The 20400-nt window shown below is 70.3% G+C and carries 18 protein-coding genes; 9 read left to right on the top strand and 9 right to left on the bottom strand.

From position 1 onward, the window contains the following. The first annotated feature begins 69 nt into the window (after nucleotides 1-69). Together ABT001_RS04430 and ABT001_RS04425 are read left to right on the top strand one after the other, a co-directional pair. Nucleotides 70-1284, top strand: coding sequence for a sensor histidine kinase (locus tag ABT001_RS04430; protein WP_351272207.1), 1215 nt, complete (start codon nucleotides 70-72; stop codon nucleotides 1282-1284). Further along, complete coding sequence (locus ABT001_RS04425) at nucleotides 1281-1937, top strand: response regulator (RefSeq protein WP_351272204.1); 657 nt, start codon at nucleotides 1281-1283, stop codon at nucleotides 1935-1937. The genes ABT001_RS04430 and ABT001_RS04425 overlap by 4 nt, the downstream gene beginning before the upstream one ends. 26 nt (nucleotides 1938-1963) lie before the next feature. Here ABT001_RS04425 and ABT001_RS04420 read toward each other — a convergent pair whose 3' ends face one another. The 7 genes from ABT001_RS04420 to ABT001_RS04390 form a co-directional block, all read right to left on the bottom strand. After that, on the bottom strand, nucleotides 1964-2857 hold the full coding sequence (locus tag ABT001_RS04420; protein WP_351272201.1) for a hypothetical protein: 894 nt from the start codon (nucleotides 2855-2857) through the stop codon (nucleotides 1964-1966). 613 nt (nucleotides 2858-3470) lie between these two features. Continuing rightward, nucleotides 3471-4682: an acyltransferase family protein gene (locus ABT001_RS04415; protein ID WP_351272199.1), complete on the bottom strand. Its 1212-nt coding sequence runs from the start codon at nucleotides 4680-4682 to the stop codon at nucleotides 3471-3473. Further along, nucleotides 4682-5722, bottom strand: a complete 1041-nt coding sequence (locus tag ABT001_RS04410) for an alpha/beta hydrolase (protein WP_351272197.1) — start codon at nucleotides 5720-5722, stop codon at nucleotides 4682-4684. Before ABT001_RS04410 ends, ABT001_RS04415 begins: the two co-directional genes overlap by 1 nt. A gap of 167 nt (nucleotides 5723-5889) precedes the next feature. Then, nucleotides 5890-6570, bottom strand: a complete 681-nt coding sequence (locus ABT001_RS04405) for a response regulator (protein ID WP_351272194.1) — start codon at nucleotides 6568-6570, stop codon at nucleotides 5890-5892. Then, nucleotides 6567-7961, bottom strand: coding sequence for a sensor histidine kinase (locus tag ABT001_RS04400; RefSeq protein ID WP_502967418.1), 1395 nt, complete (start codon nucleotides 7959-7961; stop codon nucleotides 6567-6569). The genes ABT001_RS04405 and ABT001_RS04400 overlap by 4 nt, the downstream gene beginning before the upstream one ends. A gap of 56 nt (nucleotides 7962-8017) precedes the next feature. Beyond that, the gene (locus ABT001_RS04395) at nucleotides 8018-8935 is read right to left on the bottom strand and encodes a DUF4429 domain-containing protein (protein ID WP_351272188.1); all 918 of its coding nucleotides are present in this window, start codon (nucleotides 8933-8935) and stop codon (nucleotides 8018-8020) included. Between the two features lie 127 nt (nucleotides 8936-9062). Beyond that, on the bottom strand, nucleotides 9063-10274 hold the full coding sequence (locus ABT001_RS04390) for an alpha/beta hydrolase (RefSeq protein WP_351272185.1): 1212 nt from the start codon (nucleotides 10272-10274) through the stop codon (nucleotides 9063-9065). Between the two features lie 713 nt (nucleotides 10275-10987). Between ABT001_RS04390 and ABT001_RS04385 the strand changes: the two genes are divergently transcribed. Beyond that, on the top strand, nucleotides 10988-11416 hold the full coding sequence (locus ABT001_RS04385; RefSeq protein ID WP_351272182.1) for a peptidase inhibitor family I36 protein: 429 nt from the start codon (nucleotides 10988-10990) through the stop codon (nucleotides 11414-11416). Between the two features lie 73 nt (nucleotides 11417-11489). Here the strand turns inward: ABT001_RS04385 and aceE are convergent, their stop codons facing one another. Then, nucleotides 11490-14231 (bottom strand): pyruvate dehydrogenase (acetyl-transferring), homodimeric type, encoded by a 2742-nt coding sequence (gene aceE / locus ABT001_RS04380; RefSeq protein ID WP_351272179.1) that lies wholly within the window; start codon nucleotides 14229-14231, stop codon nucleotides 11490-11492. A gap of 481 nt (nucleotides 14232-14712) precedes the next feature. Between aceE and ABT001_RS04375 the strand changes: the two genes are divergently transcribed. The 6 genes from ABT001_RS04375 to ABT001_RS04350 all read left to right on the top strand — a co-directional run bounded on the left by ABT001_RS04375 (nucleotide 14713) and on the right by ABT001_RS04350 (nucleotide 19363). Beyond that, on the top strand, nucleotides 14713-15150 hold the full coding sequence (locus tag ABT001_RS04375; protein ID WP_031092598.1) for a DUF3052 domain-containing protein: 438 nt from the start codon (nucleotides 14713-14715) through the stop codon (nucleotides 15148-15150). 165 nt (nucleotides 15151-15315) lie between these two features. Next, nucleotides 15316-15774, top strand: coding sequence for a peroxiredoxin (locus ABT001_RS04370; RefSeq protein ID WP_351272175.1), 459 nt, complete (start codon nucleotides 15316-15318; stop codon nucleotides 15772-15774). Nucleotides 15775-15968: 194 nt separating this feature from the next. Continuing rightward, a complete protein-coding gene (locus ABT001_RS04365; protein WP_351272173.1) occupies nucleotides 15969-16544 on the top strand; it encodes a TerD family protein in 576 nt (191 codons plus the stop codon). 155 nt (nucleotides 16545-16699) lie between these two features. Continuing rightward, nucleotides 16700-17275 carry a TerD family protein gene (locus ABT001_RS04360; RefSeq protein ID WP_351272170.1) on the top strand — a complete coding sequence of 192 codons (576 nt, stop codon included), beginning with the start codon at nucleotides 16700-16702 and terminating at the stop codon, nucleotides 17273-17275. Nucleotides 17276-17344: 69 nt separating this feature from the next. Further along, the gene (locus tag ABT001_RS04355; RefSeq protein WP_351272167.1) at nucleotides 17345-18493 is read left to right on the top strand and encodes a DUF475 domain-containing protein; all 1149 of its coding nucleotides are present in this window, start codon (nucleotides 17345-17347) and stop codon (nucleotides 18491-18493) included. 135 nt (nucleotides 18494-18628) lie between these two features. Further along, nucleotides 18629-19363: a TerD family protein gene (locus tag ABT001_RS04350; RefSeq protein ID WP_351272164.1), complete on the top strand. Its 735-nt coding sequence runs from the start codon at nucleotides 18629-18631 to the stop codon at nucleotides 19361-19363. 33 nt (nucleotides 19364-19396) lie between these two features. Here the strand turns inward: ABT001_RS04350 and ABT001_RS04345 are convergent, their stop codons facing one another. Further along, nucleotides 19397-20281 (bottom strand): TerD family protein, encoded by an 885-nt coding sequence (locus ABT001_RS04345; RefSeq protein WP_502967417.1) that lies wholly within the window; start codon nucleotides 20279-20281, stop codon nucleotides 19397-19399. Between the last annotated feature and the right edge of the window lie 119 nt (nucleotides 20282-20400).

Below are 20400 nucleotides of genomic sequence, written 5' to 3'. Positions count from 1 at the left end.
CAGGCGAAAGACAGATCCTGCGCGGCCGGCTCCTACTTTCGGCCGGTCGGCGGGAGAACGGTGAGGGAGATGCTGGAGAAACCGGACGCGGCGTCCGCACAGGTGTGGGCGCGCGGGCAGTTGCTGCCCGTGATGGGCCGGCTGCTGCTGGTCGTGGCCCTGGCCGGTCTCGTCCTGCTGGATCTGGTGGGCGGCGACTTCTACCGGATCCAGGACGACCACGGGCCCTCTCCGCTGGGCCCCGCCAAGCTGGTCGGCGCCCTGCTGGGCATCGCACTCGTCGTCGCTTCGCCCCGGCTCGGCAGCAGGGCGCTGCCCGTGGCCTGCTGTGCGCTCGCGGTCGCGTCGCTGTGCCTCTCGGTGGTGCTGCACCTGGAGATGTCGGTCGGCGCGCAGGCGCTGGGGTTCGCCGAACCGGCGGCTCTGGTGTGGCTCCTGCTGGTCGTCGCCCGCCGGGGGACCCCTTCGTGGGCGGCGGTTGCCGTCCCCGCGCTGTTCCTGGCGATCGTGCTGCGGCCGGTGTCGATCTCGGTGCGGGACACCACGACCATCGTGGCGCTGCTCTACGCCCTGGTGGCGCTCATGGTGCTGGGCGTCGGCCTCGGGATGCGTCTGCTCCTCATCGACCGGCGGCGGCAGGCGGCCGCTCTCCGTCTGGAGCAGCGGACGGAGTTCGCCAGGGACCTGCACGACTTCGTCGCGCATCACGTGACCGGCATCGTCGTCCAGGCGCAGGGAGCCCAGGCGATCGCGGACCGTCGGCCCGAACTGGTGCCCCCGGCGCTGCGACGGATCGAACAGGCGGGTTCGGAGGCCCTGACGTCCATGCGGCACATGGTCGGGATGCTGCGCGACGCGGAGGGAGAAGTGGCCCTGGCGCCGCTCTCGGGCATCGGCGAAGTGCGTTCGCTCGTCGAGGAGTTCTCGGCCGTCGGCGGCTCAAGGGCCCACCTCGATCTGGACGGGACCTTCGACGACCTGCCGGTGGAGGTGACCACCACCGCGCACCGGGTGGTCATGGAGGCGCTCACCAACGTACGGAAACACGCCCACGGCTGCACCGAGGTGCGGGTGCGCCTGGACCGTTCGGGGCACAGGGTCACCGTGCGGGTCAGCGACGACGGACGGCCGCGCTCTGTCTCACAGAGCGGCTTCGGGCTGAAGGGCCTGTCCGAGCGGGTGGGTCTGATCGGCGGAAGCGTTCAGGCCGGCCCGATGACGGCCGGCGGATGGGGTGTCGAGGCGACGCTCCCGGTGGCCACGGCGGGGGCGGTGACCGCATGACGATCCGTGTGCTGATCGCCGACGACCAGGCCATGGTCCGTGCCGGATTCGCGATGATCCTCGCCGCCGAGGACGACATCGACGTCGTCGGCGAGGCCCCGGACGGGGTGCACGCCGTGGAACTCGCCGAGCGACACCGGCCCGACGTGGTGCTGATGGACATCCGCATGCCCCGCATGGACGGTCTGGAGGCACTGCGCAGGCTGACCCGCCCCGGCACCGTGAACCCACCGAAGGTCGTCGTGGTCACGACCTTCGACGACGACGAGTACGTCCAGCGCGCCCTGACCGAAGGTGCCTCCGGTTTCCTGATCAAGGATTCCGGCCCCGCCCTCCTGGTCGAGGCCATCCGGGCGGCCGCCTCCGGTGAGGCGCTGGTGAGTCCGGCCGTCACCGTCCGGTTGCTGCGTCGCCTCAACAACGCCGGGCCCGCCGCCCGGAAGCCGAACACCGCGATCTCCGCACGGGAGGAGGACCTGGTGCGTCTGGTGGCCAGAGGACTGACCAACGCCGAGATCGCGGCCGAACTGTCCATCTCGGTGGGCACGGTGAAGACCCACCTCGGCAATGTGCAGACCAAACTGTCCGCCCGTAACCGCGTGGAGATCGCCGCCTGGGCCTGGGAATCCGGCCTGGTCGACGGGCGTCGCTGAGCCGGGTGCCCGGACCGAGGCCCGTGTCAGCGCTCGGCCGGACGGTCGTGGGCCCACCTCTGCGGAACCGGGTACGCGGTGTTCCCGAAACCCGGATCGACGTAGGAGGGGAGGAAGCCGTTGCCGTCCTGGCCGTAGGGCGTGTACGGCCCGGTCTCGGCCCGGACGGACGCGTCCGTGGCCGTCGGCCACGCAGGGGTCTGGCTCGCTCCTGCGTACAGGGCTCGGTCGAATGTGGGGGCGGGCTCGACGCTCCGATCGAATTCGTCCGTCCGGCGCCGGTGACGGCCCCGGTCCCGGCGTACCTGTGTGAGGCGGCCGTCCGCGTGGAGCACCTGGGCCCGGGAGACCAGCTCCGTCAGACCGACGCCGAGCCGGTCGGCGAGCGCCGCAGCGTCCGTGCCCTTGTTCCAGCCTTCCACCAGCAGGGAATCGCAGGCGGGGGACCACTCCTTCTCCTTCGGTCCCGGAGGGCCCGCGGGTGGTGTCCGCCGAGCGGCGAACTGTTCCGCGCGGGGGGACGGAATGGGGAAGTGCGGGGACTCCGGGCGCGCTTCGGCCGCAGGTTTGCCGACCCCTCGGGGCGTGGGCGAGGTGGCGATGTCGCGGGGCTCGTTCTCCGTTGCCGTGCCGACGTCCGGAGCATCGGTGGGCGGAGGACCGATCAGTGACCCGGCGAGCGAGCGGGCATCACTCTTCCCCACGGTACGGCGGGCAATGCGCACCTCGCGCTCGTTCAGCCCCAGCAACTCGGCGACCGCGACGTCGCTACCCACAGTGACGGCGAATGCCGCAAGAGTCCTCGCGCGCTCGGCCTGCGCCCCGTCGAACACCGACTGCGCCTCACGGACACGGTCGTCCGCGCCGCAGAAGGCGTCGGCCAAAACGGCGTGCCGCGTCCACATCTCCCTGGCTTCCACGGTCGGTCAACGCCATTGCGGCTGAATAGGATTCAGCTGGATCGCGAAATGACCCGATTGGGCCTGGGAGGTCATACCTGACGAAAATCATCATGCTTCATGTCCTCGGCCGTTCGTGCTTCTTGTTTGTGAACTTGAATTATCTTCGGTTGTCTTCGGCGGCCACATCATCCGATCGGCGTGTTCTTCTGGAGACGGAGCATCCGCAGGGTCCGCTCCGTCTCCTCCAGGTGGTTCCGATAGGAGGAGAGCCTGTGCCACTCCGGGTCCGGGACACCGGGGAGCGTGCGACCGCGAGCAGCCCAGAGCCTGATCAATTTCCCGAACATCGGTGTTTCCGCGCCCCCTTGGACCATCGCCGGAGAAATCACGTACGGCCCCGGGGCCGTACGGTATTCCGCGGGCCTTGGACCAGGCACATTTCCTGCTCTTCGGGGTGCGCGATTCGGAAGAAAAGATGCGTAGCCGGTGCCCGTCACTGTCGGAGCATAAGAGGTGATCACGCCTGAGAAACGAACGCCCGCCCCACTTGTCACTACTCGTGCGGTTGTCCCACGGCTGCGGGGAGATCGTCATGCCGTGGGCAGGCATGGAGGCTGCCGCCCCGGCGCACTCAGGCCAGCCGGAGGGCGAAGGCGGCGAAGCCCACCGCGAGCAGTCCGGCCGCAGCCCGACGGGCGTTCCGGCCTCGGCCGCCCGTGGCGTCCCAGGGTGCCTCGAACCGGCGGGCGTACCGCGAGACGAGGACGAGCAGGGCGGCGAACAACGGCATCCAGGCCATTCGGGCCAGGATCCAGCCGATCGAGTCCGGGGCCGACGTGAGCCCGGGCACCACTCCGGCGAACGACGCGGGGACGGCCGCCGCCAGCATCGCCGTCTGGTGCCAGCACAGGATCGTCATCGCCGACAGGTTGATCACGACCACAGGGGCCCACAGTGCGGGGCGGCGCAGCGCCCGCCCGATCCGGCCGTGCAGCAGGACCGCCGCACCGCTCTGCGCCGAGGCCAGCGCGAGGACCAGCAGCGACGGCGGATGCGAGTTGGTCCGCGCCTCGCCCGGCACACCGACCATCGACGCCGGGTAGTGGAAGACGAGCAGCAGCACCGCGAACAGCGCCGTCCCCCCGACGAGCAGGAGCCGCGCCCCGCGCCGGCCGAGGCGGCCCTCGCCCCAGGAGACGCCGAGCTGATAGGCGAAGAGCCAGCCGGGCAGGATGTTCAGCAGACTCAGCCAGGACGGCACGGCGTCCGCGTACGGCCCGTAGCGCAGGAGGTCGACGACGGCGACCGAGGCGATCAGCGGGGCCGCCGCCCAGCCGCCGAGCCGCCGCGCCAGACGTACGCAGTACGGCGTGAGCGCCGTGACGACGGCGTAGACCCCGACGAACCAGAGCGGCTGGATCACCAGCTTCGCACCCGTACGCAAGGTGGCCTCGGGCACCCCGGCCGCGTACAGCACCGGGATCATCAGCGCCCACACGGCGGTCACACCGAGCACCGGCCTGCCGAGCCTGACCATCCGGGTGCGCAGCCAGGCGCCGGTGGTGGACGGCCTGCGGTGGTAGGAGAGGACGGAGGCGTAGCCGCCGACCAGGAAGAACACACCCAGCATCTGGAGCACCCAGCTCACCGGGGAGAACACGGCGAACGTGGAGAGCGGGCTGGCGTTGTGCAGGGCGCCGTCGCCGTCCAGCGTGAAGCCGCCCAGCAGCCAGTGACCTGCCGGGACGGCCAGCAGCGCGAGGGCGCGCAGGCCGTCGACCGCGCGGTCGCGGTGGGCGGGCGTCCGCTCGTCGATCCGGGAGACCAGCTGCCGCACGCTCATCAGGAGGCCCTCTCGGCGATGGCGGCGAAGGCGCGGAGCGAGTCGGTGCCGGGGACGAAGTAGCCGGTGTGGCCCTTCGCGTCGTCGGCGGGCACCCGACGGGCGCCGAAGTCCTCGTCGGCCGGGTCGGCGCCGTGCCCGAGACCCGCCACCTCGACATGCGGTATGTCGTCGATCCAGTCGGTGTCGTCCTTGGCCGCCCAGACCCGGGCCGTGGTGCCCAGCCCGGCCACGTCGTCGGCGCGCATCCCGGGGGAGCCGAGTACGACCAGGTCCGTGGCACCGAGCCCGGAGGCCGCGAGCCCGCACACCACCGAGCCGTAGCTGTGGCAGAACACCGCAGGCGCGGGCAGCCCGTCCGCCGCCAGCCCCGCCGTGAACCGGGTCAGCCGCTCCGCCCCCGCCGCGGCCAGCGTGCCGGTCGCCGCGTCCAGGCCGAGGCCGACCGGGGTGGTGTAACCGGCCCAGGCGATCACCGCGTGGCCGGCGCCCGCCTCGGCGTACAGAGACTTCGCCATGCCCACCGGGGTCCCGTACACGTTGCCGCGCCGGTCGAAGCTGCCGGCGTCGATGTCCGAACCCGGCACCACCACGGACACCCGGCGCGCGGACCGCAGGTCCCCGAACACCTCGGCGACCAGGCCCCGCCCGCGCGGATCGAACGCGAGGATCTGCCGTCCGGGCGCCGCGAGACGGACGTACCGGGGATCCTGGGAGGCCCGCAGCGCACGGGCGTTGGCACGGTAGCGGAGCTCCAGCGGAACCCCGTCCAGATTGCCGACCACCGACGGGTGCCGCTCCAGCAGCTCCCGCTGCTCCGCCGCGCCCAACCCCCGGAAGAACGACCGGACCTGACCGGGCGTCGCGCGGCCCGGGTCGGGCAGCTCCCGCCCCGTCGACTCGTCGGCGCGCCATGAGGCGCTGCCGGGCGGCGGTCCCGTGACCGCCGTTCGGGCGCTCCCGGACGCCCAGCCGACGTTCCCCGCCACCACCGTGGTCGCCAGTGCGACCGCGGCGAGTGTCCTCGTGAATCGGCGCATCGTGCCCTCCCCTTCCTCCCCGGCACACCGTTCGGTGTGCGGGAGAGGAAGGTAGGAGGACGGCGGGTGGCAGGGCGTCACCCCACGGAGCCAACTGTCCGGTGCTACCGGGGTAGGGGGCGTACCGGGGGACAACCCCACGCCCGGCCGGGGTGGTGCCCGGTGTCCTACGCCTCCCCGGGGGCCACCAGCCCCGACTCGTACGCGAAGATGACGGCCTGCGCCCGGTCCCGGAGGCCGAGCTTGGCCAGCACCTTGCCGATGTGGGTCTTCACCGTCTGCTCGGCCAGCACCAGCCGCGCCGCGATCTCCTGGTTCGACAGGCCCCGGGCGATGAGCTCCAGGACCTCCGTCTCACGCGGGGTCAGCCCGTTCAGCCGCAGCGCCGGCCCGCCGGCCGGTGGAGCGGGCCGCTGACGCGCGAAGTCGGCGATGAGCCGCCGGGTCACGGACGGCGCGAGCAGCGCGTCCCCCGCCGCCACGACCCGTACCGCCGAGATCAGGTCCGCCGGAGGCGCGTCCTTCAGCAGGAAGCCGGACGCCCCGGCGCGCAGCGCCTCGTAGACGTAGTCGTCGACGTCGAACGTCGTGAGCATGAGGACCCTCGGCCGGTGGATCACTCCCACCGGCGGGCTCAACAGCTCGCGGGCGGCGGCCAGTCCGTCCATCTCCGGCATCCGCACGTCCATGAGGACGACATCGGGGTGAGCCGCCCTGCTGACCTCGACCCCCTTGCGCCCGTCCGGGGCCTCGCCCACCACATCGATGTCACTCTGCGCCGACAGCAGCGCGGCGAACCCGGCCCGCACCATGGCCTGGTCGTCGACGATGATCACGCGGATGGTCACGGTTCCTCCGGGGTCGCGGATGCCGAGGGCGGCCGGTTCGGCGGCAAGGGGAGCCGCGCGGCCACCCGGAAACCCCCGTCGGGCAGGGGACCGGTGTCGAGTGTGCCGCCGGTCAACCGTACGCGTTCCCGCATGCCGACCAGCCCGTGTCCCGTCCCCGACTCCTCCAGCGGCGAACCCGGTTTCCGCGCACGGTCGTTGACGACCAGCACCGTCAGATGGCCGTCGCGTGCCGTGACCGACACCCTGGTCCGCGCGCCCGGCGCGTGCCGGACCGCATTGGCGAGCGCCTCCTGCACGATGCGGTACGCCGACATGTCCACCGCCTGCGGCACACCGCCCCGCTCCACCGCCTCCCGCACGTCCGAGGCCAGTGACAGCTCGGCCGGGAGCCCGGCCCGCACCGTCGCCTCCACCAGCTGCTGCAACCGTTCGAGACCCGGCTGAGGAGCCAGTTCCCCCCGGCTCCCGTCACTGCGCAGCACCGACAGCAGCCGCCGCATCTCGGCCAGCGACTCCCGGGCACCGGCCGCGATCGACGCGAACTCCGCCCGGGCCTCCTCGGAGAGCCCGTTGACCCGGTACGGAGCCGAGTCGGCCTGCACGGTGATCACCGACATGTGGTGCGCGACCACGTCGTGGAGCTCACGGGCGATCCGGGTGCGCTCCTCCAGCAGGGTCCGCTGGGCCCGCTCCGCCTCGCTGATGGTCCACTGCTCGGCGAGCCGGCGCTGCGCCTCGCCCCGCTCCCGCACCGAGGCCCCGATCACGAGGACCACCGCGCCGAGGACGGCCAGCAGGAGCGCGCCACCGTCGCTGCGCACCGGCGCGATCAGATGCAGCAGCAACCCTGCAGCGCCTGTCATCAGCCACACGCCGACCACGGTCCGCCGGCTCTCACGCAGGCCGAGGGCCAGCAGCACGAAGAGGTAGCCGACGATCGCCGGTGGGCTCCACGGCCAGATGGTGCCCTGCTGTTCGGGCCGCGCCAGCAGCACCAGAGCGCCCACGATGTCGGCGGCGAAGACGATCCACCAGGCCTGCAACGGCCGGTGCGCCAGCATCAGCAGGGGTACGGCCTGCCCGACTGCCAGCGCTCCGGCGACTCCGCCGCGTACCCCGTAGTCGCTGGTCAGCACGTCGATCGTGACAGGGATGAAGACCGCGGTGAGCGCGACCACCACGGCGTACGGCAGCAGCCGCAGCCAGCGGCGCGGGGAATCCGCGAACAGCGGGGTCGGCGGGTGGGACGCGTGGGACAGCCCGTGGGCGAGCTCGCGCAGATTGCGGCGGGCGGCGCTCAGCAGACCGTCGGCGGGCGGGGGCCCGGTGGGAGGAGGGGAGGACATGGTCGGGTCAGCGTAGGCGCGCGGGGTGCCGGACGGCGTCATACCGAAGGGTGGACCTCAGGCCCCCGACCCGTACCGGAGTACGGGGCCGGGGCCGCCTACAGCTCGGCGAGGAGCTCCGCCTTCTTCGCGCTGTACTCCGCGTCCGTCACCAGACCAGCCTGGTGCAGGTCCCCGAGGTGCCGCATCCGCTCGGCGATGTCCGCCGGGTCACGCCGCGCGCCGACCGCGACCGGAGCGTTCGCGACCGGGGCGGGCTGTGTCCGGCGGACGGACTCCAGGACCGCCGCCGCGAAGGGCAGCGACTCGTGCACCGGCCCGTAGCCCAGGCCGAACACGACAGCGGCAGGATCCTGGTCCGGCTGGACACGCCCCACGGAGGGCTGCCCCGTGCCGGGCACCGGCTCCGGGCCGCCCACCTCGTGATCCGCCACCGCGCCGTGCGGCACCAGGCGCAGATACCCCTCGAATGCCTCCGGCGAACGCCACTCGATCCCACCCAGCTCCGCCACGGGGAACGTCTGGTCGCCCGCCTTCCACTTGGCGCTCGACGCCCCCGTCCAGAACCACCGGAAGGAGACCAGGGACCCGTCGAAACCGGCCCGGCCGTCGTACGCCTTGAAGTGCAGGGGCGCCTCGGGGGCCGTCACCAGGAAGCGTTCGGCGGGTAGCGCCGCCTCGGAGCCGAGCAGGGCGCGCAGCTCGTCGGCGTAGTACCCGGCGAGCGTCTCGCGTTCGACGGGCAGCACCAGTCGGTAGGGGTCGATTCCCTCCTTGAGCTGCCCCGCCGCAGCCTCCAGCAGTGGATCGGCACCGGGTCTCGGCACCGCGTGCAGGACCACCGTGCCCCGCTTGCCCGGGGTCAGCGTCACCGAAGACAACGCCGCGTACGGTATGCGGCGTTCACGCAGACTCTGGAAGAGCCTCGGCGTGCGGATTCCCCGTTCGAAGCGGATGAGCACGGAGTCGGTGTCGAACTCCCAGGTGGCATGAATTCCGGCCAGCACATCACCCATGTGCCTCATCGTATGTGGCACAGGCCCGCACGTCCCCCTTCGGTACAGGCGGAATCGCGACCAGGCAGACGGGCCGCCCGCCGTTCTCTACGCGCGTCAGACGTCTCGCCACGTCCTTCTACGCGCGTCAGGCCTCTGTCGTACCGGAGATCTCCCGGTGGCACGCACCATCGGTGGTCGCGCAACTGACCGCGTCATAGGCGCCCACGCCGATCGCGGCGAGGTTGCTGAGGCTCTCCGTGCCCGGCTCGAAATAACCGCTGTGCCCGACCGCGCCGTCGGCGGACACGATCCGTGCGCCGAAGGCCGGGTCGACCGGATCGGCGCCGTGGCCGAGCCCGCCGACCTCCATGTGCGGGATGTCCTCGATCCAGTCGTCGCCGTCCCGCATCGCCCACACCCTGGCCCCGGTGCGCAGGCCGGCGGCGCTGTCCACCCGCATCCCCGGACTGCCCGCGACCGCGATGTCGGACACTCTGGACGGCAGGTCGTGAGCGGCCACACCACACAGCACGGAGCCGTAGCTGTGGCAGAACAGCGAGACGTCCGACGTACCGGGCAGAGCCTCGACCAGGGCGTTCAGCCGCACTGCCCCGTCCTCCGCGAGTCCGCCCAGCGCGGCGTCCATGCCGATCCCCACGGGCGCCGTGTAGTCCGCCCACGCGATGACCGCCGTGCGCGAACCGGGGCGCGCCGAGCGCTCGGCGCCGTACAGCGACTGCGCCATGCCGACGGGCGCCGCGTTCCTCTTGATGCCGCTGCGTTCCAGCGTCAGCAGGTTCGTGTCGACCCCGGGCACGACGACCGAGACGCGCTCGGCCCGGTCCAGGTCGCCGAAGACCTCGGCCGCCCGGCCGCGGCCCGACGGGTCGAAGGTGAGGATCTGCCGGTCCCCGGCGAGCAGGGACCGGAAGCGCGCGAGCCGGAGCACGGCCTGGTGGCGCCCGTCCGGGGAGAGCCGCACGTCCCGGGTCCGCTGTTCCTCGGCGGACTCCGCCTGTGCCAGGGCGTGCCGGTTGGCCCGGTAGCGCAAGGCGGCCGGCGCTCCGTTCAGATTCCCCACCACCAGCGGGTACTCGTCCGCCAGGGCGACCTGCTGGCCCGCAGTGAGCGTCGAGAAGAAGTGCGCCAGCCGCTTCGCCGGGGCACTCACGTCCGGGAGCGCGCGACCGGCTATCCGGTCCTTCGCCCAGGAGGCGAGGGCGGTCTCGCGCGGCGCGGCGGAGTGCTGATGACGTACGGCGGTCCATCCGGTGGTCGCCAGCATCACGAACACGACCGCGAGGGCGAGCAGCGCGCGCCATGCGGTGAGAGTGGGGGAGGAGTCGAAGGAAGTCACTGCGCCCCACCCTAGGAGACGCGCCCCTGACGCCGTCGCAGGGGTGGCACGGATCACTCGACCGCTGGGAATCGACCGTCCGACTCTTACGCTCCGTGGCCGGCGGATTCACACTCCGGTGTCCCGGAGAGCTGCCCGCCGCTCGAATCGGTCCGAGGGGCCAGGGCTCTGTGAGTTCGGCCATGCGGGAGCGGCGAGGGGTACGGCACACCTGTGCGATGCGCGTAAGTGTGCGCTCACGCGGCGTGCCGATGGTCGGACGGCGCAGGTCCGAGCCGGTCCGGACGGATTCCGGCTCGGCGATCGACAGGGTGGTCTCCCGCTCCGGACCGACGCTGCGCCGCATGCGGGCGGCGGAGATCACGGTGTCGCCCATGACACATTCGTGTCAGGCAGGATCATGAAATCTGCGGTCGCCGGGACCGTCGGCCCGGTCTCCGCGCTCACCGAGCGTGGCCCGAGCGCCGGGGTGGGGACGGGCGCGGGGCGCATCCGAACCCCCGTGATCCCGGTCCGGCGCCGGGTGCTCCCCGGGCGCCCCAGGCGTCAACACAGCGCACCCGACAGCCCGACGGACCGCTCCGGCGGGGCTGTCGCCTATCAGGGTGGTCCGCCGCCCGGCCCCTTCCCGCCCCGTGCTTCCGCAGGTCAGAGTGCGGACATGCGAGCCACCCGGCTCGCTCGACCACGGGGGTTGAACCACCATGCGCACCATGCGTACGACCGTCCTCGCCGCCACTCTGGCGGCCACCGCACTCGTCCCGGCCACCGCCCTGTCCTCGGGCGCGGCACCGGCCGCGCACCACGGGTCCACCGGGCAGGACCGCATCCGCAGCGCCCCGCACGCGGCGCCCGGCGGGCTCGCACCCTGCGGGGCGGGGCAGCTCTGCCTCTGGGCGAAGGCCGACTTCACCGGGGGCACACAGGTCCACGAGCTCTCCACCGTCGACATCGAGAGCTGCGTCCCGCTGCCGGCCGGGCGGACCGCCCAGGCGCTCGTCAACCGCACCGGGCGGCCCGTCACCACCTACCAGTCGGCGGAGTGCGCCGAGACCGGCGAATTCGAGACGTACCCGGGTGACGGCACCTGGGTGCCCCGCTCGCCGTACACGGTCAGGGCCTTCAAGATCTGGGAGAACTGAGCGGGGCCGGTGAACGCCGGAGGGCGGCGGAGCCGTGAAGCTCCGCCGCCCTCCGTCCGGAACCGCGGTTCCCTTACGCGTCACCGCCGGCCGGGCCGGGACCGGCGGCGGCCACGTCCAGCAGCTCGTAGCGGTCGAGCGCCGTCTTCAGCGCCGAACGGTCGACCTTGCCCTCCTTCGCCAGCTCGGTCAGCACCGCCAGCACGATCGACTGCGCGTCGATGTGGAAGAACCGGCGTGCCGCACCCCGGGTGTCGGCGAAGCCGAAGCCGTCCGCACCCAGCGACTGGTACGCGCCCGGCACCCAGCGCGCGATCTGGTCGGGCACGGAACGCATCCAGTCCGAGACCGCCACGAACGGACCCTCGGAGCCGGAGAGCTTCCGCGTCACATAGGGGACGCGCTGCTCCTCCTCCGGGTGGAGCAGGTTGTGGCGCTCCACCTCGACGGCCTCACGGCGGAGCTCGTTCCAGGAGGTCGCCGACCAGACGTCCGCCTTCACGTCCCACTCGTCGGCGAGGATCCGCTGGGCCTCGACCGCCCACGGGACAGCCACACCGGACGCCATGATCTGGGCCGGGATCCCGCCCTTCTCGCCGGCGCGATAGCGGTGCACACCCTTGAGGATGCCTTCGACGTCCACATCGGCGGGCTCGGCCGGGTGCTGGATCGGCTCGTTGTAGACGGTGAGGTAGTAGAAGACGTCCTCGTTCTCCTCGGGCGTCCCGCCGTACATCCGGCGCAGACCGTCCTTGACGATGTGCGCGATCTCGTACCCGAACGCCGGGTCGTAGGAGACACAGGCCGGGTTCGTCGACGCGAGCAGCTGAGAGTGGCCGTCCGCGTGCTGGAGGCCCTCACCCGTCAGAGTCGTACGACCGGCGGTCGCGCCCAGCACGAAACCGCGCGACAGCTGGTCGGCCATCTGCCAGAACTGGTCGCCCGTGCGCTGGAAACCGAACATCGAGTAGAAGACGTACACCGGGATCAGCGGCTCGCCGTGCGTGGCGTACGCCGAACCCGCGGCGATCAGCGAGGCCGTGCAGCCGGCCTCGGAGATGCCGTCGTGCAGCATCTGACCCGTCGGCGACTCCTTGTACGCGAGGAGGAGCTCACGGTCCACCGACTCGTACTGCTGGCCGAGCGGGTTGTAGATCTTCGCACTCGGGAAGAACGCGTCCATGCCGAAGGTGCGGTACTCGTCGGGCGCGATCAGCACGAAACGCTTGCCGATCTCCTTGTCCCGCATGAGGTCCTTCAGGACGCGGACGAACGCCATGGTCGTGGCGATCGACTGCTGACCCGAACCCTTCTTCGCGGTCGCGTACGCCTTGTCGTCGGGCAGGGGCAGCGGCTTCGCCCGCACGACACGGGTCGGGACGTAACCGCCGAGACCCTGACGCCGGTCGTGCATGTACTGGATCTCTTCCGAGTCACGGCCCGGGTGGTAGTACGGAGGGTTGCCGTCCTCCAGCTGCTTGTCCGCGATCGGGATGTGCAGCCGGTCACGGAAGCGCTTCAGGTCGTCGGCCGTGAGCTTCTTCATCTGGTGGGTCGCGTTGCGGCCCTCGAAGTTCGGTCCGAGCGTCCAGCCCTTGACCGTCTGCGCCAGGATCACGGTCGGCTGGCCCTTGTGGGCCTTGGCCGCCGCGTACGCCGCGTAGACCTTCCGGTGGTCGTGACCGCCGCGGCCCAGGTGCAGGATCTGGTCGTCGGACATGTCCTTGACCATGTCGCGCAGCCGCGGGTCGTCACCGAAGAAGTGATCACGGATGTACGCCCCGGTCTCGGTGGCGTACGTCTGGAACTGGCCGTCCGGCGTGGTGTTCAGCTTGTTGACCAGGATGCCGGTGCGGTCCTGCGCGAGCAGCGGGTCCCAGGTGCGGTCCCAGACCAGCTTGATGACGTTCCAGCCGGCGCCGCGGAACTGCGACTCCAGCTCCTGGATGATCTTGCCGTTGCCGCGCACCGGTCCGTCCAGGCGCTGCAGGTTGCAGTTGACCACGAAGGTGAGGTTGTCCAGGCCCTCGCGGGCGGCGATGGACAGCTGCCCCAGCGACTCCGGCTCGTCCATCTCGCCGTCGCCGAGATAGGCCCACACGTGCGACTTGGAGGTGTCGGCGATGCCACGCGCCTCCATGTAGCGGTTCATCCGTGCCTGGTAGATCGCGCCGAGCGGGCCGAGGCCCATCGAGACGGTCGGGAACTCCCAGAAGTCCGGCATCGACCGCGGGTGCGGGTAGCTGGACAGCGCGTGACCCGCCTTCGACTTCTCCTGGCGGAAGCCGTCGAGCTGGGCCTCGCTCAGCCGGTCGAGGAGGAAGGCGCGGGCGTAGATCCCCGGGGAAGCGTGCCCCTGGAAGAAGATCTGGTCGCCGCCCAGACCGTCGTCCTTGCCGCGGAAGAAGTGGTTGAAGCCCACGTCGTACAGCGAGGCGGAGGAGGCGAACGTGGCGATGTGACCGCCGACACCGATCCCGGGGCGCTGGGCGCGGGAGACCATCACCGCGGCGTTCCACCGGGTCGCGTTGAGGACCTTGCGCTCGATCTCCTCGTCGCCGGGGAAGAACGGCTCGTCCTTCGTGGCGATCGTGTTGACGTAGTCCGTGCTGCGCATCTCGGGCACGGCCACGCGCTTCTCGCGCGCACGCTCGATGAGCCGGAGCATCAGGTAGCGGGCCCGCTCGCGGCCGCGCTCGTCGACGGCGGCATCGAGGGAGTCGAGCCATTCCTGGGTCTCTTCGGGATCGAAGTCCGGGACCTGGCTCGGAAGGCCGCCAATGATGATCGGGTTGCGATCGGATGCGGAAGCCACGCTGTTCCTTCGCTGTTCGGTGGTGCTCTTCGGGGCATGGTTGCGGGAAACGTACCCCCGGGACGGCTGCTTACGCCGCCTCCATCGTGTACCGCGAGGACCTGGACGTCATCTCTACCCCGAGGTAACCCGAGGTTCCCGGACGCCGTGTCCCGGGCACGGGTACCAGCGCTGCGAGGGCGGTCCTGCCCAAACCGCAACCATACGCCCAACCCGGCCAAGCGTTCCCAAAGGACGTTCGGATCCGAATGGCGGAGCGAAACGGCATAAGCTGAGGAAGGACGTAAAGGGTCCGGACACCGTTTCCGGCCCCGCAGGAGACATGCCGGACGTTGCGGCGACGTGGCAGGGAACGTCACCGTTTAGGCGGTCTCGGACGCCGGGTACTTGCGCGATTCGCCGAGCCCGTGTGGACTACGGCCAACGCCCCGCGCACGCGCGTGGCTGAAGCATTTTCCGAAACATGATCAGGAGGCAACCCGTGAGCGCGACCGCGGACCACGCGGAGGAACGGACCAACACGGCCGCAAGGCTTGGGTTCGAACCCGGACAGGTGGTCCAGGAGATCGGCTACGACGACGACGTCGAGCAGGAGCTCCGTGAGGGCATTGAGGCCACAATCGGCCAGGAACTCGTCGACGAGGACTACGACGACGTCGCTGACGTCGTCCTGCTCTGGTTCCGCGACGAGGACGGCGACCTTACGGACGCGCTGGTGGATGCCATTGGTCTGATCGAGGACGGTGGGGCGGTCTGGCTGCTGACGCCCAAGACCGGCCGAGACGGATACGTCGAGCCGAGCGACATCAACGAGGCTGCCCAGACAGCTGGTCTCGCCCAGACCAAGAGCATCAGCGCGGGCAAGGACTGGACGGGCAGCCGTCTGGTCACCCCCAAGGGGGCCCCGGCCAAGCGCTGAGAGCTCTTTCATCACCCGAGGCCCCCGACGGCACCACGCCGCCGGGGGCCTTCGTATGCCCCGGTGCGGACCCGCCCGGGTGAGACCGGTGGCGCTGCGTAGGGTGGGTGTCACCCGGACGGCCCAGGCCGGGAAGTACGACGTTTGCGAAGGGACGCGTTTCACATGGCGATCGAGGCCGGCACGCAGGCTCCGGAATTCGAGCTGAAGGACAACCACGGGCGGACCGTGAAGCTCTCCGACTTCCGTGGCGAGAAGAACGTGGTGCTCCTCTTCTACCCCTTCGCCTTCACCGGCGTCTGCACCGGGGAGCTGTGCGCGCTCCGCGACGAGCTGCCGAAGTTCGAGAACGACGACACCCAGCTGCTCGCCGTCTCCAACGACTCGATCCACACCCTGCGCGTCTTCGCCGAGCAGGAGGGCCTCGAGTACCCGCTGCTCTCGGACTTCTGGCCGCACGGGGAGACCTCGCGGGCGTACGGAGTCTTCGACGAGGACAAGGGCTGCGCGGTGCGCGGCACGTTCGTCATCGACAAGGAGGGCGTGGTCCGCTGGACCGTCGTCAACGGCCTGCCGGACGCACGTGACCTGAACGACTACATCAAGGCGCTCGACTCGATCTGATCCGGCGGGGCCCGGCAGGGCTTGCGCGGGATCAGGGGTTTGCGAGGTGCCGGATCCGGGGATCTCCTGGCCTCGACCGGCCAAAAGCCTGTTTTGACCGGGAACCGGTCACTAGGATCCGATCGTTGATCCTATGCCAACGCACGACGGGGGCGCTGGTGTCTGCCGGCCCTCTCAAAACTTTTGGAGGACTCGTGGGAGTCAGCCTCAGCAAGGGCGGCAACGTCTCGCTGACCAAGGCCGCGCCGAACCTGACGGCGGTCATCGTCGGTCTGGGCTGGGATGCCCGTACGACCACCGGCGGTGACTTCGACCTCGACGCCAGTGCGCTGCTGGCGAACGCCGAGGGCAAGGTCGGCAGCGACGGGAATTTCGTCTTCTTCAACAACCTGAAGAGCCCCGACGGCTCGGTCGAGCACACCGGTGACAACCTCACCGGTGAGGGCGAGGGCGACGACGAGGTCATCAAGGTCAACCTCGCCGGTGTCCCGGCCGATGTGGACAAGGTCGTCTTCCCGGTCTCGATCTACGAGGCCGAGAGCCGTCAGCAGAGCTTCGGCCAGGTGCGCAACGCGTACATCCGCGTCGTCAACCAGGCGGACAACACCGAGCTCGCCCGCTACGACCTGAGCGAGGACGCCTCGACGGAGACCGCCATGGTCTTCGGCGAGCTCTACCGCAACGGCGCGGAGTGGAAGTTCCGTGCCATCGGCCAGGGTTACGCGTCGGGCCTGCGCGGCATCGCGCAGGACTTCGGCGTCAACGTCTGAGCCGGTCCGGAGGGGTTCTCCGGACGCCACCGGTTTCCTCACGTCCGGCGCCGCACCCCGTGCGGCGCCGGACGCGCTCGGCACAGGGCGCCCCGCGTCCGTCAGGCGCCCGTGCCGGGCCGAAAGACCGTCCATCGACTCGGGGAGGACACACCATGGGCGTCACGCTCGCCAAGGGAGGCAACGTCTCCCTCTCCAAGGCCGCACCCGATCTCACGCAGGTGCTGGTGGGGCTCGGCTGGGACGCACGATCCACGACGGGAGCCGCCTTCGACCTCGACGCCAGCGCACTGCTGTGCCAGTCGGGCCGGATCCTCGGCGACGAGTGGTTCGTGTTCTACAACAACCTCACCAGTCCCGACGGTTCCGTCGAGCACACCGGTGACAACCTCACGGGTGAGGGCGACGGCGACGACGAGTCCGTCATCGTGAATCTGACGCAGGTGCCGGCTCACTGCGACAAGATCCTTTTCCCGGTTTCGATCCATGAAGCCGACAATCGCGGGCAGACCTTCGGTCAGGTCAGCAATGCCTTCATCCGCGTGGTGAACCAGGCGGACGGCCAGGAGCTGGCACGGTACGACCTCACGGAGGACGCGTCGACGGAGACCGCGATGATCTTCGGCGAGCTCTACCGTTACGGCGGGGAGTGGAAATTCCGTGCAGTCGGGCAGGGGTACGCGTCCGGGCTGCGAGGCATCGCTCTAGACTTCGGGGTCAACGTTTCGTAAAGCCGCGCACGGCGCGGGGGAGCCCCGTTCTCACCGGGGGAGACCCTTACACACATGATGGGGTAGCCAGTGGTCCTGAAAACCTTCGGCTGGTCGTTCGCGGTTACCGCGCTCGGCTTGGTCGCAGCGGTGTTCTACGGGGGGTGGCAGGCATTCGGTATCGTCGCGATCCTGTCGGTCCTGGAGATCTCGCTGTCCTTCGACAATGCGGTGATCAATGCCGGGATCCTGAAGAAGATGAGTGCCTTCTGGCAGAAGATCTTCCTCACCATCGGCGTGCTCATCGCGGTCTTCGGTATGCGGCTGGTCTTCCCTGTCGTGATCGTGGCCGTCAGTGCCCAACTCGGGCCCATCGAGGCTGTTGATCTCTCCTTCAACGACCCCGAGCGTTACAAGGAACTGGTGACGGACGCCCATCCGTCCATCGCCGCTTTCGGTGGCATGTTCCTGCTCATGATCTTCCTCGACTTCATCTTCGAGGACCGTGACATCAAGTGGCTCGGCTGGCTGGAGCGTCCGCTCGCCAAGCTCGGCAAGGTCGACATGCTGTCGGTCTGCGTCGCGCTCATCATCCTCATGATCACGGCGATGACGTTCGCCACCCAGGCCCACCAGCACGGTGGCGGTCACGCGAACAAGGCCGAGACCGTCATGCTTTCGGGTATCGCCGGTCTGATCACGTACCTCGTCGTCGGCGGCCTCTCCGGATTCTTCGAGAGCAAGCTCGAGGAGGAGGAAGAGCGCGAACACGAGGCCGAGGAAGAGGCCAGGAAGGCCGGGAAGCCGGTCTCCGGGGTCGTCCTGGCGGGCAAGGCCGCGTTCTTCATGTTCCTCTACCTCGAGGTTCTCGACGCGTCCTTCTCGTTCGACGGTGTCATCGGCGCCTTCGCCATCACCAACGAGATCGTGCTGATGGCCCTCGGCCTCGGTATCGGTGCCATGTACGTCCGTTCGCTCACCATCTACCTGGTCCGCCAGGGCACGCTGGACGACTACGTCTACCTGGAGCACGGCGCGCACTACGCGATCGGTGCCCTGTCGGTGATCCTCCTCGTCACCATCCAGCACGAGATCAACGAGCTCATCACCGGCTCCGTCGGAGTCATCCTGATCGGCTGGTCCTTCTGGTCCTCGGTGCGGCGGAACAAGGCCGCCGCGGCGGCCGGCGGCGGCGACGGCGGCTCCGATTCCAAGGCGGAAGTCTCCTCCGGGGTGTGACCCGGTAGGGAATGAGGAACGCTCTCTCTGCGGGGCGGCCCACGCGGCGGTTCTCCGGGAACACCCGGACCCGGCCGGTGGCCGCCCCGCAGTGACGTGCGGGGTCGGGTACCAGTGAGAAATATGGGGGTTGGGATGGCCTTCTGGGACGGCCTTTTTCCGTTGCGGTCGGCGCAGTTCGAGTCGGGTAACTCGGCGACGAGCTCGATCGTGCTGTCCAAGCGCAACGCGACGGTCTCGCTGACCAAGCAGGGCGCGCTGTCGGGCAACCTGCGCGTCAACCTGTCGTGGCGGATGCGTACGTCGGACATCGGCGGCAGGTCGCGGCAGAGCGGCAGGCTGCTGCGTCCGCTGAAGCTCTTCAAGCCCGACGTGGTGCAGGCGCACACCCAGGGCATGGTCAACGTCGACCTGGACCTGGGCTGCATGTACGAACTGGCGGACGGGACCAAGGGCGTGGTGCAGCCCCTGGGCAACCTCATCGGCGACCTGAACACGGCGCCGTACGTCAGGCTCAGCGGGGACGACCGCTTCGGCGCGCCGTCGGGCGAGACCGTCTACGTGAACCTCGACAAGCACGAGGAGATCAAGCGCCTGCTGTTCTTCGTCTACATCTACGACCAGACCCCGGCCTTCGACCGTACGCACGCCAAGGTGACGCTCTATCCGGGCAACGGCCCGCGCATCGAGATAGAGCTGGACGAGCGGGCACCTCAGGCCCGTTCCTGCGCGGTGTTCACGGTGGAGAACGTCAAGGGCGAGCTGATCGTGCGCCGCGAGGTGAAGTTCGTGTACGGCTTCCAGTCGGAGCTGGACCGGATGTACGGCTTCGGCATGCAGTGGGGACGCGGCTACAAGACGCGAGCCTGAGTGCGCTCCGTGGAGGGCGGCAGCGCCCCCGGTTCACGACCGGAGGAACTGCGGGCCCTGCGGGGGGAGCACGAAATTCGGATCGGCGGCATGCGCCGCCGCCGCGGCAGGCTGTGGGTAGCCGTAGGCCGGCGGACCCGCGGCGGGCTGTGGATAGCCGTAGGCGGGCTGAGGAGCCGCGGTGGGCGGCTGCGGGTAGCCGTAGGCCGGCTGGGGCGCCACAGCGGGCTGCGGATAGCCGTACGCGGGCTGCTGGTGCTGGACCGTGGCCTGGGAGTCGGGAGAGGGCGCGCCTGGCTCCGGTGCGGGCAGGGCGGACGTGGGCGTCTCGGGGGCGCTGGGCACGGCCGGGGGACCGGCCTCGGAGGCGGCCTCGGCCTCGTCCACGGAGATACCGAAGGCGGTGGCCAGTCCGACGAGGCCCGTCGGGTATCCCTGTCCCACCGCCCGGAACTTCCAGCCGTCCCCGCGCCGGTACAGCTCGCCGCAGATGACGGCGGTCTCCTCGCCGGTCTCCGCCCGTACGTCGAAGACCGCGAGCGGCTCGCCGTCGGTGGATGCCGCGTCGTACAGCGATATCCGCAGGTCCGTCACGCGTTCGAACGGCGCCTCGTCGCAGGACGCGGCGATGACCACCTGCTCCACGGACGGGTCGAGCGAGGAGAGGTCCGCCTCGATGGTGTCCGTGAGCCCTTCGGGCGAACTGCGCTTGGGCAGGCGCCGGACGAGTCCCGAAGGATGCCGCGGCTGGTTGTAGAAGACGAAGTCCTCGTCGGAGCGCACCCGGCCGGAGGGGTCGATCAGCAGGGCGGAGGCGTCCACGTCCGGGACACCGTCGCCCGGGGTCCAGCGCAGCACGGCCCGTACGGCCATGGCGTCGAGAGGGACGTTCGAGCCCTTCAGCATCGCGTGCGTCATGGCGGTCATCCTGCCTGCTGGGGGGGCGTCCGGACAACGCGGGGGTACGAAACAGTAGGCCAGGCACTGCTCGTGGGGAGCACGCAGGCGCGCCGCGCGGGGTGTGAGATACGCCGGGG

This window comes from Streptomyces sp. NPDC002793 (assembly GCF_040295485.1).
Classification (GTDB): domain Bacteria; phylum Actinomycetota; class Actinomycetes; order Streptomycetales; family Streptomycetaceae; genus Streptomyces.
The sequence above is the reverse complement of the archived record's forward strand: the minus strand, read 5'-3'. Positions and strand labels throughout refer to the sequence as shown.

Coding starts and splice junctions, on each gene's coding strand:
- ABT001_RS04370 (WP_351272175.1), top strand. CDS start 15,316: ATGGCGATCGAGGCCGGCACGCAGGCTCCGGAATTCGAGCTGAAGGAC.
- ABT001_RS04425 (WP_351272204.1), top strand. CDS start 1,281: ATGACGATCCGTGTGCTGATCGCCGACGACCAGGCCATGGTCCGTGCC.
- ABT001_RS04410 (WP_351272197.1), bottom strand. CDS start 5,722: ATGCGCCGATTCACGAGGACACTCGCCGCGGTCGCACTGGCGACCACG.
- ABT001_RS04345 (WP_502967417.1), bottom strand. CDS start 20,281: ATGACGCACGCGATGCTGAAGGGCTCGAACGTCCCTCTCGACGCCATG.
- ABT001_RS04415 (WP_351272199.1), bottom strand. CDS start 4,682: ATGAGCGTGCGGCAGCTGGTCTCCCGGATCGACGAGCGGACGCCCGCC.
- ABT001_RS04360 (WP_351272170.1), top strand. CDS start 16,700: ATGGGCGTCACGCTCGCCAAGGGAGGCAACGTCTCCCTCTCCAAGGCC.
- ABT001_RS04395 (WP_351272188.1), bottom strand. CDS start 8,935: ATGGGTGATGTGCTGGCCGGAATTCATGCCACCTGGGAGTTCGACACC.
- ABT001_RS04400 (WP_502967418.1), bottom strand. CDS start 7,961: ATGACGCCGTCCGGCACCCCGCGCGCCTACGCTGACCCGACCATGTCC.
- ABT001_RS04350 (WP_351272164.1), top strand. CDS start 18,629: ATGGCCTTCTGGGACGGCCTTTTTCCGTTGCGGTCGGCGCAGTTCGAG.
- ABT001_RS04430 (WP_351272207.1), top strand. CDS start 70: ATGCTGGAGAAACCGGACGCGGCGTCCGCACAGGTGTGGGCGCGCGGG.
- ABT001_RS04385 (WP_351272182.1), top strand. CDS start 10,988: ATGCGTACGACCGTCCTCGCCGCCACTCTGGCGGCCACCGCACTCGTC.